The sequence below is a fragment of the Paenibacillus popilliae ATCC 14706 genome, from assembly GCF_000315235.1.
GTDB lineage: Bacteria > Bacillota > Bacilli > Paenibacillales > Paenibacillaceae > Paenibacillus_B > Paenibacillus_B popilliae.
Genome location: NZ_BALG01000064.1, coordinates 37,049 through 53,317 on the forward strand (window position 1 = coordinate 37,049; position 16,269 = coordinate 53,317).

A 16,269-nucleotide genomic window follows, 5' to 3' on the forward strand; every position below is an offset into this window, starting at 1 on the left:
AGCCGGGCAAGCTGCATGTGCTGCATGTCCGTCCAACGCAGCAACTCGCCAATCGAGTAAAAGATGAAACTTATTTGAGATCAGGTTGTTCAGCTGGCTCTCCCCAGCATTCGACATTGCGAAGCGACTTGAAATTCGAGATATGGAACACCGGGTTTTTGCCCTGGTGCTTCTGCTCCCGGTAATCCCGCAGTGCGTCGAAGGCGACTCGACCCAGCATCACAATGGCAATCAGGTTCGTAATCGCCATGAACGCCATGAACAGGTCGGCTAAATCCCATACGATCGTGACCTCAGCAACGGATCCGAACAGAACCATGACCACCACAGCAAGACGATAAATGAACAGCCACTTTTTACTGTTTTTAATAAACTCGATATTCGTCTCCCCATAATAATAGTTGCCGACGACCGAGGTAAAAGCGAAAAGGAACACGGCAAACGCGACGAAGCTAACGGCCCAGTTGCCGATATGAGCGGACAACGCAGCTTGCACAAGCTCGATTCCCGTCAGCCCTTCTGTACCGTACGCGCTGGAGAACAGTACGATAAAAGCGGTCGCGCTGCATACCAGCAGCGTGTCCACAAAGACGCCAAGGGCCTGCACCAAACCTTGCTTCACTGGATGCGTAACGTCGGCTGCGGCTGCGGCATTCGGGACGCTACCCATTCCCGCTTCATTGGAGAACAGCCCCCGCTTAATCCCCATCATCAGTGCAGCGCCCAATCCGCCGCCGGCTACTTGCTCAAATCCAAATGCGTTCCGTACGATGAGTCCCATCACCGCAGGAAGCTCCGACAGATTGGTAATGACAATGTAAAGGGCAAGAAGTACATAACCGCCCGCCATCACGGGAACCAAGTACTCAGAAGCCTTCACGATTCGCTGTACGCCACCAAAAATGACAAACGCAGTGAGGGCTGCAACACCGACGCCGACCCAGAGGCGATCCAGTCCATAGGCACTCTCCAAGGCTAGGGAGAGCGTGTTCGCTTGCACCGAGTTAAACACAAAGCCGTAGCATACGGTAATGAGAACGGCGAACAGCACGCCCATCCAGCGTTTGTTCAGCCCCCTCTCCATATAATAGGCAGGCCCGCCGCGGAAGCCGCCTTTGTCCTTCACCTTATAGATCTGCGCCAGTGTCGATTCAATGAACCCAGTTGCCGCTCCAATCAAGGCGATAATCCACATCCAGAAGACGGCACCCGGTCCGCCCGCTGCAATCGCGAGCGCAACCCCCGCCAGGTTCCCCGTGCCTACCCGGGAAGCCGCGCTGAGGCAAAAAGCGCCAAACGAGGATACCCCGCCTTGGCCTTGGTCGCTCTTGGTGCTGCTTGCACCTTCTCCCAATAAGCGAACCATCTCGCCCACCATTCTAAATTGAACGAACTTCGTTCTGAACGTAAAGTACAGGCCGACCGCAATCAGAACAACAATCAGTACATAAGACCATATCGTATTGTTAAAAGAAATAATATCGTAGATAAACTCCAAAATTCTATTCCACCTTCCTTATGTTCGTCATATGTTATCAACCGCACGCAGCTACTGGAAATGTGAAATGATGGGCAGCCAAGATGGAGCTGTGCGAGTGGTAGAATCTTGGCGACTATCTTATGAAAATGTTTTAATTATTATACATTCACGAGAACAATATGTAAATAAAATCTATTAATTGGTGCGCTACGGCCCTTGATTGGTTAACATCCTGAACCTATAAATAAAAATCAAATTTTCCGGCGAGGTGTGTGCCTCCCCTTCACAGCCCACCACATCGATACGTCACAGGCGTGGGATGTGATGTCATGCGGGATTATCCGCCAACTTCGCAGCATCTTATCCGCCTGAATACGAGCATGCGGAGATCCGAAGCTGGCGCACCCGGCAGCTTAAGGCTAAGCAGCATCTGCGCGCTCATGGGCTGGAGTTTCACAGGCATTATATTGGAAGCGCCGACCGACTTGACAACTTCGGATTTTCAGGCTGGATCGGCCCGGAGCCGCACGGCCCAAATCCCCGCAACTCAACTCCGGCTCCTCCGCTGCAGCCGGCTTAAGCGGCCGCGAACGGTTATTTCGATATATCGACGAACCCTTCGCCGAACACGTCGCGCACATCATGAATCGTAATAAAGGCGTCTTTATCCACCGCCTTTACGATCTTTTTGAGCGTGCTCACTTCCTGCTTGCTGATGACAATATACAGAATCTCCTTCGGCATTTTCGTATAATGTCCATGCCCATATAGGACGGTAACCCCCCGATCCATGATGACATTGACTTGCTCGGCGATCTTGTCATGCTCCTTGGATACGATCATAACGGCCTTCTTCGGATTGACGCCTTCAATGATGAAGTCCATCACCTTCGTCCCGATATAGAGCATCACAATGGTGAACATCAGACTCTCTGCGCCAATAATGAAGTAGGAGGAGAAGGCGACGATGAGATCGAAGAACAACAGCGCATAGCTCACGTTCCAGTCCAAATACTTATTCATAATTCGGGCTAGAATGGTCGTTCCCGCGGTCGTTCCACCGACTCTGATAATCAGGCCGATCCCTACGCCCGTAAAAATTCCCCCGAATATCGTGTTGATGATTAATTCATTGGATTCTATGCGCCAATCATGGGTCAGATGCAGGAATAGCGAGTTGAAGACGACGGCGATGATCGTATACACGGTCGTATTTTTGTCCAGAAATTTGTACCCGACGATTAACAGAATAGAGTTCAGAATAAAGCTTACCAGTCCCGGGGACCACTGGAACAGGTAGTACAGAATGATGGTGACCCCCGTCACCCCGCCTTCGCCCAACTCGTTCGGAATGACGAACAAATTGATGGCCAAGGCAAAAATCAATGCCCCGACCATAATGACAAAAATGTCGATACAACGTTTTTTCATAATACGATCCTTTCCCGTAACCCTTATCATGATCGGGGCAGCTATCCGATGCACGCGCGTATGCCCGTTCCCCGTTTATTTTATCAAGGGAGTCTGGTATGCGATTCGAAGCAAAGAAGCACCTGACCTTAACGCCGGTGCCTTATGCTTATGTTTCTAAGTATACTTGGAATCCAGGAGCGCTCTTTCTAGATTTTTTTTACAAATTCTGATTTTAACTTCATCGCTCCAAAGCCATCGATTTTACAATCAATATCATGATCTCCCTCAACCAAGCGTATGTTTTTTACTTTTGTTCCGATTTTCACAACGGATGAGCTTCCTTTGACTTTCAAGTCTTTAATCACGGTTACGGAATCCCCATCGTTCAGAACATTCCCATTGGCATCTCGGATGATTCGTCTATCTTCGCTATCTTCCGCTTCCGACTCTGGCGTCCACTCATGTGCACATTCCGGGCACACCAACAGATGTCCATCTTCATACGTATATTCAGAATTACACTTTGGGCAGTGTGGCAAATTAGACATCATTACGTTAGCTCCAATCGTTATTAATATGATTATATACTGGCATAGATTTCTCGTATTGGCAAATTGCCATTGCAGCTTGTACGAAATCAGTATTCCCAAATTTGCCCGACTACAAAAGGTGGATCCCAAAAAACGGAATGCCTCAATGAAAGACACTCCGCAAGATCGCGAACCTGTTTCTATTCCGATTAATCCCGATTCGCCAGCTTGGCGAGGAGACGAACCATCTCCACATACAGCCATACGAGAGTTACGAGCAATCCGAATGCCCCGTACCACTCCATATACTTCGGCGCGCCCTGCTGCGCCCCCTTTTCGATGAAGTTGAAGTCCAGCACCTTCCTTACCCTGTTTTTATTCCATATTATTACATATTAGTATGCCCCTCTACCTCGATTCGTCAATACGATGCAGGGTATACAAAAACTCTACCCCTACCCGTTTCAGGGCAAGAGTAGAGTTTTCTATCGCACAACCTGCGAATCATTCAAATCTTAAAGATTCCATAGGATCCAGCTTGGCCGCTTTGGACGAAGGCATAAGCCCTGCAATGATGCTGACAAGCAAGCTGACGGCGATCCCAAAGATCATCGTTTGACCTGTTAGATTAATAAGCTCTGCGCCAAAGCTTTTGGATAACAAACTATTTCCAATAGTGCTTATGATCATACCCGCTGCAACCGCGATTAAGCCGCTGAATAACCCGAGCAAAGCCGATTCGGAGAAAAAGATTCTTTTGACATCTTTTTTCCGGGCTCCGATCGCTCGTAATATGCCGATCTCCTTCGTACGCTCAACTACGCTTATATATAGCACGACTAATATCATGATTCCCGATACGATAAGGGATATTCCGGATATTCCAGCAAGAATCACGGTTGCCATATCCAGGTAAGTTGTCACTTGTTCCAGCATCGCAGCGGTTTGCGAATTGGCGTACCCTTCTTCTTGTAATATTTCTTTTATCCCTTCCACATGCTCTTGTTTATCGGCAAAGGCATTGATTTGTGTTGGACGCAAGGTCAGTCCCTGGTTGGCAAAGGCTGTCTCCAGTGTTTCATAAGGCACATAAGCAGCGGTCATGCTTTGCGGCCCCATATTGTCGGCAAGAACGCCGGAGACTTTCCATGTTGCTTCTATCAGTACGGGCTTGTTATCCAGACCCACATCATTCACATACACGCTAATTTCTTGACCGACTACAGATTCGTATGGCTCGCTGCCGCTTAATGCTTTCGCAAGAGCTGATGTGATAACAATTTCATGATCGGCCGGCAGCTTCCCGGCCTCTATATTATCCTCTGTAATGGAATTGGTTAGCGTAGAGAACTGAATAATATCCGACCGCTTGTCGCCTAATACCGCATTGCTTTTCATCATATACGCAGTTGCTTTTTCAATGCTGTGTACGTTAGGAATGTTTTTAATCTGTTCTATATTTTCTTCTGTAAAAGGCTCCTGTGTTACCATCATTGGGATCGATTGATCCGGGCCATTTCCGCTATCTTCGGCCTGCTTGGTAATTTCGATCATCAACGGATTCATGCTAGCGTTTATTTCATCATTGATAAAATTCGTCACTCCACTGCCTAAAGACAGCATCAGAATCACACTAATGATTCCGATGGAGCCCCCAACAGCAACGAGAATATTTCGTTTTGCATTCAATTTCATATTTTTTAATGCAAGTTTGATGGAGGACATCAAGCTAAGACTTTTTGGATTCATCTGTTCTGTTTTTTCAGTGGATCGATAAGCATCCTTTCGTCTGACATCTTCCACCACTCTGCCATCTTCAATCTTAACGATTCGGGTGCCTGAATCAGCAACCTTCTGAGAATGGGTTACCGTAATAACGAGCTTGCCCTTCTTTGCGATATCGTTTAATAGATCTAATATTTGCTGGCTCGTTTCTTTATCCAAAGCTCCTGTCGGTTCATCAGCCAAAATGATATCCGGATCATTAGACAGAGCCCGGGCAATCGATACGCGTTGCTTTTGTCCCCCGGAAAGTTGGTTTGGCTTTTTCATCATATGATCCTGTAAACCAACATCAGTCAAAAGTTGTTGTGCTCTCTCCTTGCGTACTTTTTCACTTTTGTTGGCCATTTGCATCGCAATCATTACATTTTCCAATACCGTAAGATGAGGGATCAAATGGAAGCTTTGAAATACGAATCCAATTTTACTTTTCCGGTAATCATCAAGTTCGCTTTCCTTTATATGTTTCAAGTTCTTGCCTTCTACCAGGACATCTCCCGTATAATTTGAATCCATGCCGCCAATGATATTCATCAATGTTGATTTCCCGCAACCCGACTCACCAAGTATCGATACAAATTCTCCTTTGTTGAAGCTCAAACTTACGCCGTGAAGAATTTTAGTTTCTAATTTTTTGTCTATGGTGTAGGATTTCTTGATGTCTACAATTTCCAAAAATTTCATTTATTATCCCCCTTATAAAAACCGCGTTGTAGTAAATTCATCTCCAACATATAGTTGTCCATTGCTTTCTCAAAAGGCACCTCTTCGGCAAAATTTTGAATTAAGTTTTGAATCGTAATGGCCATCATCATTTTCATCATATGAAATAAGTCTTGTTCATTCGTCATATTCAATTTATCCGTATTCATTAATTTGCGAATCTCCAGAAAATGCTCACTGGCATTGACCTCATTGAATCTCTGTGTAAAGGTGGATTCCATCCTATAATTCATATTTAAAAACGTATTTCTAAAAAAGTTTCCATTTTCCTTATTTTGGAATAGAAGCGTCTCTTGAAACATTTCAATAAATGCATTAAAGATATCGCCATCAAACTTTTTTAAGCTCGCAATAAATGTCTCCTGATTGTCTTTGGCGTACTGCTCTAACAAAAAGTAAAATGCCTCTTCTTTATCTTCAAAATATTGATAAAAGCTGCCTCTTGGGATCCCGGCTGTCTGGACGATATTCGCAACGGAAGCTTCGTGCAAGGGAACTCGCGAAAATTCCTCCTTGATTGCATTCACTAACTTTCTTCGTTTGTCTTCGGATAAATTAAAAAAGGTTTGTTTTGGCACCCGTATTCCTCCCATCACTGAAATGACACCATGTCATATCGGGAATATCTTAATCATAAAAGATACGGTATCCTATTTCAATAGTAATATATGACACTGTGTCACAAGGGCGGTTCGACTCCGTCGCTTCACTCAGCCAACATCAGTATCTCCAATCTGATTCCGCGATTACACGCATCCTATTTCTTCGATCTTTTTCGTGATAGAATGTAACAAGAAAAAAACACCCAATACGGCCCTTCTACAGATTCGCGTTCGGGCTGGAAGGAGAAAAACAGGAATGACAGAAACAGCAGATTGGAAACACGGCGCCCGCGGGCATAAATTTGTCGCTTCCTTCAGCGGGGGAAAAGACAGTACACTGGCGTTATATAAAGCGATGCAGGTTGGAGAAGCCGTCGGCCTTATCGTCATGCTGGAGGAAGAAGGGCAACGTTCCCGCTCCCATGGCATGCCGCCGAAGCTGATACAAGCCCAAGCGGAATCCATCGGCTTGCCCATATATACGGTTGCCACGAGTTGGACGGATTATGAGAAGAACTTTATGATCCTGTTGGCCAAAGCAAAAAGCGAAGGCGCAGAAGTGCTGGTCACCGGCGACCTGGATATGCCCGCACATGGCTGCTGGCATGACAGAGTGACGCAACATGCTGGCTTAAAGCTGGGAATGCCCCTCTGGGAGATGGATCACCTGGAGGCGGTCCGGCAGTTCATTAATCTCGGCTTTGTAACGATGCTGGTGACCGTGAATTTATCGCTAGGCATGCGGGAAGACGACCTGGGCCGAATGCTAACCCATGAATATGTGGAGGAGCTTCTCGCCCGCGGCATCGACCCCTGCGGTGAAGGCGGCGAGTTCCATACGACCGTCCTTGACGGGCCTATGTTCAGACAGCCCATTCCCGTTCGTAAGGGTAAGGTGGTTAGCAACGGCGAATATGCGTTTTTGCCTTTGGAGTTGGGAATTAGATAACACAGGAGGTACCTACGATCAAATGATCAAAAAATTGTTAAAATGGCTGGGCTGGATCGTGCTCACGCCCCTAGCTGCGCTTGCCATTTTTCTCATCTATATGACAGCGGTTGATGATAAGCCCCCCGCTCAAGTAGAACTTGCAACGAACAATAACACCACCTCTACGCTGAAGCAGGGCCAGCCGTTCACCGTCACGACATTCAATCTCGGCTACGCCGGCCTCGACAAAGGGCAGGACTTCTTTATGGACGGCGGAACGATGTCCCGCTCCAGCAGCAAGGAACAAACGGAAGCAAATCTGAGCGCAATGATCGATTTTCTACAGGGCACCCGCTCCGATCTGTATATCCTGCAGGAAGTGGACGTTCATTCTTCCCGCAGCCATCATAGTAATCAGGTTCAGATAATTGGTGACCGCCTGCCGGGATACAGCAGCACATTCGCCTATAACTATAAGGTGGCGTGGGTTCCCGTGCCGCTAACCCATCCGATGGGTTCGGTGCAGAGCGGCTTGCTGACGTTATCCACGTTCTCCAGCGCCTCTCATACCCGCTTCGATCTGCCGGGCAAAGAGAGCTGGCCTGTGCAGCTATTTGAGCTGGATCGCGCATTTATCGAGAGCCGCTTCCCTGTCGATAACGGAAAAGAGCTTGTCATGATTAACCTGCATTTATCGGCCTTCGACAAGGGCGGCACCATCCGCAAACAACAGCTTGATTTTCTGGGGGACTATATTCAGCAAGAAATGAAGAAGGATAACTATCTCATCCTCGGCGGCGACTGGAACCACTCCTTGCCGGGAACCGATCATAGCCGCTTTCTCGCACAGCAGGAATGGCCGCAGTGGCTGCAGCCCTTCCCCGACACCTTCGCTCCGACTGGTTTCCAATGGGCGGTAGACCCGAGCACGCCTTCCGTCCGCACACTGGACAGCGCGTATCGGCCAGGGATTACCTTCCTCGCTGTTATCGACGGCTTCCTCGTCTCCCCGAATGTCGAAATCGTCGCTGTCACCGGACATGATCTGAGCTTCGAGCACAGTGATCATAACCCGGTGAGCGGGAGATTTATATTGAAATAAGCCTGACGCCAAACAAGCCAACGCCCCCGATGTTCGGAGGTGCTGGCTTGCTCTACGGTTCCTGCGAACACGGGTGGAGAATTATTCAAGTGAAATTAAAGTGAATGTTGACTTTTCCTCTTCGGTAAATACATGGACCTCTGTCTTTTGCTCAACTACTGCTGTTACATTTGCTGGCACCACAAACTGCTGCTCTCTTAGGCTCTTACCAATCACACCACTTATTTGCTCATCATCTTCCGTGTGAAGATTAAATTTATTTGACTCTGTATTAACTCCCACCAACATACCTTTTACTTCAATCTGTTTTATTTCTGTTTTTGTTTCTTTTATAAGTATATCTACAGCCTTTTTAATACTCCCAGAATCAAGTACGGCTTCTTTGTATTTTTGGCTTGGCGATGCCCACTCGATTTTAATCCTTGTATCCTCATTGTCCAACTTATTTAATAATGTATAATATGTCTTTATGGCCCGGATACTTAAACCTTTTATAACGGTTCTAAACTTTTCTACTTCAGGTGTAGACTCGAAAAGCTCCATCAGTTTTTCCATTGTATCTGACGCATCGGTATCACCAAAAAGTCCTTGATGTGTATCAGACTTCAAACGGACCCCAAAGGATGCAGCAAAGAATCCGCTGGCCTTGAGTTTATTTGCATTAATCACGTCTCTAGCAATAGGTCCTCGACTATTTATACAATTCGATCCCATATAATATGCTAAATTCTGAGTAGTAACTAGCACTTCCCCAAGTAAATCTGCATCAATTTCATTACTGTGCTGATCACTCACATTTAAGATTAAATCTAGAACATCTCTTCCTGTACGAGCAGCTGTAAGAGCTGTAGGTTCTTCCCTTGGAGGAAGAGTTGATTCTTGCTGCTCAAGTTCCAAGTATGAATCTGGATCAGGCAATTCTTCCTCAACAATAGTACCTACTTCTCTATAATTAATCTCTACAGTGTTATACTGTCCCTTGGGTGTCTGGACTTCCAACACCATGTTATTCTCTGAATGAAGAATGCAGTCACGTAAAGAGACCCTCCCATTCAGAATAAGAAGGTATCTCGTTCCACTCACAGGCACATAAAACCATGTGTCATTATTGGAAGTGGTATCGATCCAATTGACTACGTATTTTTGTCCCGTTATGCTCTCGCAAGCAAACACTTTGGGACCGTCATAGTACTCAAACACGTTAATGATTTTAACGGCCCCAATAGGGAAAGGAAGAGTATAATCCATAGAAACCATCCCTATCTTAGGAATTATCCTTAAAATACTTTTTTACATCAATACCAGTATAAACCCACCAGTTAATATGAGATTTATGATCTGGTTCTGAAACAACGCCAGTTTCACTGGTTATCTTGCCTTGAGCTATGTGGCCTTTATTCTTGAAAAGAATAATTTTTTTCTTAACTTTTTGAATCTGATCAAAATCAGTGAATACCGAAATCGCACAAGCTTCACATTCTTTGTTCGGTGGATAACGTAGATTTTCTTCTTTATGACTGTGAAAATCCTCGTCTAGTGGAGGGTTATTCAAAGTTAATCTATAAACTGGGTCTACATCTTTTGATTTTGCACTTTCAGGAGGGCAAGACACTGGATAGTGGTCTCCCCAATTACCATTATTACCACTGTCAGACATTGTATCCTCTCCTATTTATACTTAAGCAGCAGAGACAACATGACAAATAAATGAAATGATTTCCATCTAATCTTAACCTACCTCTAGGCCATTCGTAAATAGAAAATCACTGCTCTCCACAGACAGACGGTGTGCGGCGATATTTTGAAACTTCTAGGGCTTCACAATCTCCAACAACTTCTCGTAATTAGGGCTTGCTAACGAAAAAAATCAAGCCAGTTGGTGATGCAATCGACGGGTACGTCTCGTACATATCGTTATCCTCCATGTGCACGATTTTTGGCCCGTTTTCTGCAATACCCATCTTCAAGCGTTCGATCGTCAACCGACATTCCCCTTGTTGGAACAGTCGTTACCCTCACTTATGATACGGTTCCCCCCGATTAATTTTCACTGCCCGGTAAATCTGCTCCACAAGCACCAGGCGCATTAGCTGATGCGGCAGCGTCATGTGGCCGAAGGACAGCTTTGCCTGAGCGCGTCGCAAGACAGTGTCGGACAAGCCATTAGAACCGCCGATAACAAAGACGACGTGGCTTGTTCCGTAAGTCGCCAGGCGATCGATATGGGAGGCCAGGTCCTCGCTCGACCAGAGCTGGCCGTCAATCGCCAGTGCCACGACATGCGCATCCGGCTTGATATGGCCGAGGATGCGCTCGCCTTCCCGCTCCTTCACCTGCTCCACCTCGGCGTCGCTCAGTTTCTCAGGCGCCTGCTCGTCGGGGACCTCGACCACCCGGAACTTTACATAGGGCGCCAGCCGCTTGCTATATTCCGCATTCCCCAGCACCAAATATTTCTCCTTCAGCTTCCCAACGCATACCAATTGAATGAGCATTGTTGTCGTTAACCCCGTTTCGCTTTGTTTACTTTATCCAAAAAAGGGCCATCGCCCCGTAAACTTCCATCATTGCTTCTAGTGTACCCGACATTTCCTCCGTGCGTCTATTCAACGGCCCCAGATATCCCACGTTGCTCGTATTGTGATCAACAGTACCCCCGTCAGCAGTTATAACTTTCACGTCACTTCTGCAAAAAACAACGCTGGATAATGATCTCACCTCAAGCTCCGTTCCCGTTATCCTGACCGAATGGGAGAGTGACGACAAGACCTTAAACACACTCACGAACCCCCGACGCCCCCGGCCATCCGAAGCCCATTCTTATCAAATTCTTACCCATTCATCGGGCTTGGCTCGGATCCCTCAAAATTTAAATAACAAAATTAATGTTAATTTTATTATAATATGTACTTACTTTTAATAAGTTCAGGTGATAAAATAGGACCATCAACGGTTTTCAAAGGAGGCGTGTTTGCAATGACACAAGATTTTGAAGCTATCATCAAAGAAAGGCGATCCGCCAATAAATTTATTGAGAACACTCCTATCTCCGAGTCGGAGCTGGAAGAGATATTCTCGCTGGTTAAGTTCGCCCCGTCCGCTTTCAATCTGCAGCATGCGCATTACGTTACCGTAACGGACGGAGAGCTCAAGGAGCAGCTGTACGAAGCAACGAGCAAGCAGTACAAGGTGAAGACGGCTTCCGGCGTTATTGCCGTGTTAGGGAGCACGGAAGCCCATCTGAAGGCGCGGGAGCTGAACGAAGGGTTGCTCCAACTCGGAGTGCTGAGCCAGCAAGAGGTAGATACGATGGCAGAGTTTACAATCCGGTTCTATGAAGAGCGGGGAGAGACGTTCAAGCGGGATGAGGCGATTCGCAATGCCAGTCTATCCGCCATGCAATTCATGCTCGCGGCCAAGGCCAAGGGATGGGATACCTGCCCAATGATCGGCTTCGATCCAGACAAGGTGCGGGCGATTTTGAATATTCCCGACACATACATCCCGGTTATGCTGATCACGATTGGCAAGCATGACCCGTCCAGCCTGCGGCCACGCGGTTACCGCAAGCCGGTGCGCGAATTTGTGACTTACCAGCGCTTTTAACCGGGACGATCGCGAAGCCGCAAGCCACCGCTCCATTTCAATACTTATCCCATTTAATAAAGGCACCCGCTTCCGGGTGCCTTCCTCTGTCCGCAGCCGATTGAGATTTTCGGCCACACCTTCCCGGCTACCACCAAGAAGGTTCAAGGGCCACTGCTGCAGCCTTTGCTCTTCGGCGTCCGATAGCCGCAAGTGTCCCCTCTCCGCAGACGGTGCTGGCGCAGCCACTCTTCGAGGGCGCCCGAGCCGATCAGGACGCCGATCAGGATAAGCGCGAAGCCCGATATCTGCACGAGCGTGACGGCCTCGCCCAGCAGGAGCGATGACCCAATCAAGGCGAAGAACGGATTCAGATTGATGAAAATCGACGCCTCCGCAGCACCGACCTGGCCGATCGCGTAATTATACGCCATATGCCCGACGGCCGTCGCGATAACCGCGGAACCAAGGAAGACCGCCCATAGCCCGATATCGGTCTGTGCCAAGCTGGCCATCCCCTCCGGCTCCAACACCAGACTTAACGCGTACAATCCGACAGACCCGAAAAACAGCATATATCCCGTCATCAGCCGCGGATCGAGCGTAGTTGACATTTTTTTGATCATTATAAAGCTGATCGCCTGCGACAGTATGGCCAGGAAGACATACACATCCCCAACGGAGACGCCGCTCATCCCCGAGCTGCCATGCGTAACGATGAAGGCAACGCCGGACAAGCCGAGCACGATGCCGGTCATATTGAACCCGGTCATCCGGGTACCCAGGAACAGAATCGCCATCAGCGTCGTTAATAACGGCCCCAGACCGATAATCAAGCCGCCGTTGGAAGCCGACGTAGTCGTCAGGCCAAGCGACAAAAAATAATGTTGCCCCACCACATTGAACAAGGAAGCAACAAGCACATTGCCCCATTCCTTGCCCCGCAGCAGCCGCAACTGACCCATCGGCACGAGCAGCAGGAACACGCTCAGCGCCGCCGTCATAATACGGAATGCGCTCATCGTGACCGGCATAAAATGCGACACCAGCACCTTCGTCGCCGTCACGTTCAAGCCCCATGCGACCATCACGCCGACCAGCATGAGATAGATGGCGTATTTTTTCACACAACTACACTTCTTTCTATCTGACTTCGGAAGAATCATGATTGTTTTCTACAATAACTCATCTATCCTCTCATATCTGCACCATTTGTCAAGACCCGGCCTGCCCCCTTCCCAAGCCCCCACTCTAATTCACCAGCGCATATACATCTACTGCATAACACGGGCCGATTCATCTGGCTTCGCCTGCCTGTCCGCATGATTGTATCCCCCGTGGCAAATACTGAAAACAGTACATCTGGAAGCGGAGGCCGTCATGAGACCTATTTTTTCCATTTATGCGAACGACCTGAAGCGAATCGGATCGAATTGGGCCGCAACCGTCATCATTCTCGGCTTGAGCATTCTTCCCTCCTTGTACGCGTGGTTCAATATTGAAGCATCGTGGGACCCGTACAGCAATACGCACGGCATCAAGATCGCCGTCGTCAACCTCGATCAAGGGGCACAGATTATGGACAAGCCCGTCAATATCGGCAACGAGGTGGTTGAGAATCTGAAGACCAACACCCTTATCGGCTGGATCTTCGTCGACAAGGACGAAGCGATGAGGGGCGTAAGCCACGGCGATTATTACGCCAGCATCATCATTCCTGGGGACTTCTCCGTCCGGATCGGGTCCGTGCTATCAAAGGAGCCGATCAAGGCCGAGATTCTCTACTTTGTTAATGAAAAAATAAATGCCATCGCTCCGAAAATTACGTCCAAGGGTGCCACCGGCATCATCGAGGAGGTCAGCGATAACTTCGTCAGAACGGCCAACCGGACAATTTTCAAAATCTTCAATGAGCTCGGAGTTAAGCTGTCTAATGAGCTTCCGACCATTGAGAAGGTGAAGAACCTCGTGTTCAAGCTGGAACAATCATTCCCCCGCTTCTCGGATACGGTGAATACCGCGATGAGAGACGTGACTACGGCGGACCGGATCGTGAATGAGGCGCTGAAGAACCTGCCCACCGTCGCCCAACTGGCAAAGGATGCGCAGCAATTCTCATCTAAGCTCGCCGACTTGCTCCAATACAGCCGGGAAGGCATCGAGACCATCTCCCCCTTCATTAAGCAGGACTTGAGCACCCTGCAGCAGGCGGCCGAATCGGTGAGCCACGTTACGGCGATTCTCGAGGAAGTCACCGCCGATCCGTCGCTGACCAGTAAAGGGCTAGGACAGCTGTCCGAGAAGCTGGGCGCCGCAGTGAAGATTGCGGATAGCACGGCGGATTGGTTCAACCGGCTCAGCCAGGCGGTCACCGGCGGCCAGCTTCACGGCGTAACTGACAGGCTAAGGCAGCTCTCGGACAAGCTTGCCCAGCAGGCCGCGACCGTCAATGAGATCAAGGCAGCCATCGATCGCGGTGAAGAGATCGGTACCGAGCTGCTGGACCATCTCCACCGGCTGTCCCAGGACGCGGGAGCCATTGCGGGGGAACTGCTGAACCGGTACGACAGCGAGTTGAAGCCTGCCATGCTGCAGGGCGTGGACAAAGCGGTCGAGGATATCGCCAAGGTACAGCAGGTGCTCCGAAATACCATCCATAATATTCCGGACATCGAGACGTTGTTGAAGGACGCCTCGATGTTAAGCGCAATCGGCATCGAACAGATTCCGGTAATTCAGGAGAACCTGCCTGTCGTTCAAGCCAAAATTACGGAATTTGCGGACAAACTCCGTACGCTCGAGGCACAGGGTGACATTACCGAAATTATCGATCTGCTGAAGAATAACTTCGAGAAGGAGAGCGAGTTCTTTGCCGAGCCGGTCATCCTGAAGGAGAATAAGCTGTTCCCGATTCCGAACTACGGATCGGCCATGTCTCCGTTCTTCACGACGCTGTCCCTGTGGGTTGGAGCACTGCTGCTCGTCTCGCTGCTGACGGTGGAGGTGCACGAAGAGGGTAAGCATTACACGGATGTTCAAATCTATTTCGGCCGGTACTTCACCTTCCTGACCATCGCCTTGCTCCAATCGCTGTTCGTGACAACCGGAGATATTTATCTGCTGAAGACCTATGTGCTGCATCCGGGCTGGTTCGTCGTCTTCGGTCTCATCATTAGCGCCGTCTTCATACTTGCCGTCTACACGTTGGTCTCGGTTTTTGGCAACGTAGGGAAGGCGCTCGCCATCGTGATGCTCGTCCTGCAGTTGGCCGGCTCCGGGGGCACCTTCCCCATTCAGACGACGCCACCTTTTTTCCAAATGATTCATCCGTTCCTGCCGTTCACCTATGCGATCAGCATGATGCGGGAAGCGGTCGGCGGCATACTATGGGAAATTGTGCGACGCGACATCTATGTACTCGTCGTCACCGCCGGCCTCTTCCTCCTTATCGGCCTCGTTCTCAAAAGCCCCATCAACAAGGCGAGCGCGGGGCTGGTGCGCAAAGCGAAGGAGAGCAAGCTGATCCATTGATCTGTAATTTCCAGTATACCGGGGAGACGGCGCATATCGCAAACGTTAGCGCATAAATTAGACTGTGACCATTTTTGACTTAGGGACTGATCTCGCCAAAGCCTTGTGTAAGTTTCTCTTTCAGACGCAATAGAAGTCCGTTCCAAGCGTTTTTTGGGGCGAGGCCATCTATATAGTAAGTGTGGAGCTATGCTCATTGTACTTACCATGCAAATAAATTATAAATACATTGTAAATAAATTAAGTGAAAGTAGGGGTTGGAAGTGTCACAAAGGCCTTCGCATATGCTGCAGAACAAGCACGAGCTGCAGGAGCTCCATTTTATTATGTGAATCTGCGCTATGCCTTCGGCGCGGACGGGGTTACGGCTGCTGGACGAAACGGAGCCGTAAAATATTGATTTATATGTGTCTGCATAAAAGAATGGTAAATGACCTACAGTAACTACAAAAGCCGAAGCACCAGCACCTTTAAGGTAAACAAACATGGACATTCCCTGTTTATTGCATACTAAAAATGCCTAGAATTGCAGCGTAAAAGTGCTTAGATCAGATGCAAAAAAAAGGCACTTGTCAGCCCCTTACATTCCT

General features: G+C 48.5%; 14 protein-coding genes and 1 pseudogene. 4 read left to right on the forward strand and 11 right to left on the reverse strand.

Going from position 1 to position 16,269, the window contains the following annotated elements; genetic code table 11:
• Positions 1 to 70: 70 nt before the first annotated feature.
• From PPOP_RS06825 to PPOP_RS06845, 6 genes and pseudogenes are all read right to left on the reverse strand, one after another.
• Positions 71 to 1,498 (reverse strand): alanine/glycine:cation symporter family protein, encoded by a 1,428-nt coding sequence (locus PPOP_RS06825; RefSeq protein ID WP_042227709.1) that lies wholly within the window; start codon positions 1,496 to 1,498, stop codon positions 71 to 73.
• A 576-nt stretch (positions 1,499 to 2,074) separates the two neighbouring features.
• Complete coding sequence (locus tag PPOP_RS06830) at positions 2,075 to 2,911, reverse strand: YitT family protein (RefSeq protein ID WP_006285411.1); 837 nt, start codon at positions 2,909 to 2,911, stop codon at positions 2,075 to 2,077.
• Between the two features lie 188 nt (positions 2,912 to 3,099).
• Positions 3,100 to 3,441, reverse strand: a complete 342-nt coding sequence (locus tag PPOP_RS06835) for a zinc ribbon domain-containing protein YjdM (RefSeq protein WP_042227725.1) — start codon at positions 3,439 to 3,441, stop codon at positions 3,100 to 3,102.
• Positions 3,442 to 3,632: 191 nt separating this feature from the next.
• Positions 3,633 to 3,782 (reverse strand): annotated as a pseudogene (locus PPOP_RS20185) (Bax inhibitor-1/YccA family membrane protein); the annotation flags it as partial.
• A gap of 145 nt (positions 3,783 to 3,927) precedes the next feature.
• Entirely contained in the window at positions 3,928 to 5,889 is a 1,962-nt protein-coding gene (locus PPOP_RS06840) for an ABC transporter ATP-binding protein/permease (RefSeq protein ID WP_006285414.1), read from the reverse strand.
• Positions 5,886 to 6,506, reverse strand: a complete 621-nt coding sequence (locus PPOP_RS06845; protein ID WP_042227711.1) for a TetR/AcrR family transcriptional regulator — start codon at positions 6,504 to 6,506, stop codon at positions 5,886 to 5,888. Before PPOP_RS06845 ends, PPOP_RS06840 begins: the two co-directional genes overlap by 4 nt.
• A gap of 280 nt (positions 6,507 to 6,786) precedes the next feature.
• Here PPOP_RS06845 and PPOP_RS06850 point away from each other — a divergent pair, with 280 nt between their 5' ends.
• Together PPOP_RS06850 and PPOP_RS06855 are read left to right on the forward strand one after the other, a co-directional pair.
• Entirely contained in the window at positions 6,787 to 7,479 is a 693-nt protein-coding gene (locus tag PPOP_RS06850) for a Dph6-related ATP pyrophosphatase (RefSeq protein ID WP_006285416.1), read from the forward strand.
• 25 nt (positions 7,480 to 7,504) lie between these two features.
• Positions 7,505 to 8,563 carry an endonuclease/exonuclease/phosphatase family protein gene (locus PPOP_RS06855; RefSeq protein ID WP_422730619.1) on the forward strand — a complete coding sequence of 353 codons (1,059 nt, stop codon included), beginning with the start codon at positions 7,505 to 7,507 and terminating at the stop codon, positions 8,561 to 8,563.
• An 81-nt stretch (positions 8,564 to 8,644) separates the two neighbouring features.
• Here the strand turns inward: PPOP_RS06855 and PPOP_RS06860 are convergent, their stop codons facing one another.
• The 4 genes from PPOP_RS06860 to rlmH form a co-directional block, all read right to left on the reverse strand.
• Positions 8,645 to 9,811: a DUF6575 domain-containing protein gene (locus PPOP_RS06860; protein ID WP_042227713.1), complete on the reverse strand. Its 1,167-nt coding sequence runs from the start codon at positions 9,809 to 9,811 to the stop codon at positions 8,645 to 8,647.
• A gap of 16 nt (positions 9,812 to 9,827) precedes the next feature.
• Positions 9,828 to 10,220 (reverse strand): hypothetical protein, encoded by a 393-nt coding sequence (locus tag PPOP_RS06865; RefSeq protein ID WP_006285419.1) that lies wholly within the window; start codon positions 10,218 to 10,220, stop codon positions 9,828 to 9,830.
• Positions 10,221 to 10,407: 187 nt separating this feature from the next.
• Positions 10,408 to 10,545: a hypothetical protein gene (locus tag PPOP_RS22605; RefSeq protein ID WP_159101814.1), complete on the reverse strand. Its 138-nt coding sequence runs from the start codon at positions 10,543 to 10,545 to the stop codon at positions 10,408 to 10,410.
• 33 nt (positions 10,546 to 10,578) lie between these two features.
• Positions 10,579 to 11,058, reverse strand: a complete 480-nt coding sequence (gene rlmH / locus PPOP_RS06870) for a 23S rRNA (pseudouridine(1915)-N(3))-methyltransferase RlmH (protein WP_006285420.1) — start codon at positions 11,056 to 11,058, stop codon at positions 10,579 to 10,581.
• A gap of 481 nt (positions 11,059 to 11,539) precedes the next feature.
• Here rlmH and PPOP_RS06880 point away from each other — a divergent pair, with 481 nt between their 5' ends.
• The gene (locus PPOP_RS06880; protein ID WP_006285421.1) at positions 11,540 to 12,169 is read left to right on the forward strand and encodes a nitroreductase family protein; all 630 of its coding nucleotides are present in this window, start codon (positions 11,540 to 11,542) and stop codon (positions 12,167 to 12,169) included.
• Positions 12,170 to 12,312: 143 nt separating this feature from the next.
• Here the strand turns inward: PPOP_RS06880 and PPOP_RS06885 are convergent, their stop codons facing one another.
• Positions 12,313 to 13,275, reverse strand: a complete 963-nt coding sequence (locus PPOP_RS06885) for a DMT family transporter (protein WP_006285422.1) — start codon at positions 13,273 to 13,275, stop codon at positions 12,313 to 12,315.
• 253 nt (positions 13,276 to 13,528) lie between these two features.
• Between PPOP_RS06885 and PPOP_RS06890 the strand changes: the two genes are divergently transcribed.
• Entirely contained in the window at positions 13,529 to 15,679 is a 2,151-nt protein-coding gene (locus PPOP_RS06890) for a YhgE/Pip domain-containing protein (RefSeq protein ID WP_006285423.1), read from the forward strand.
• Positions 15,680 to 16,269: the final 590 nt, after the last annotated feature.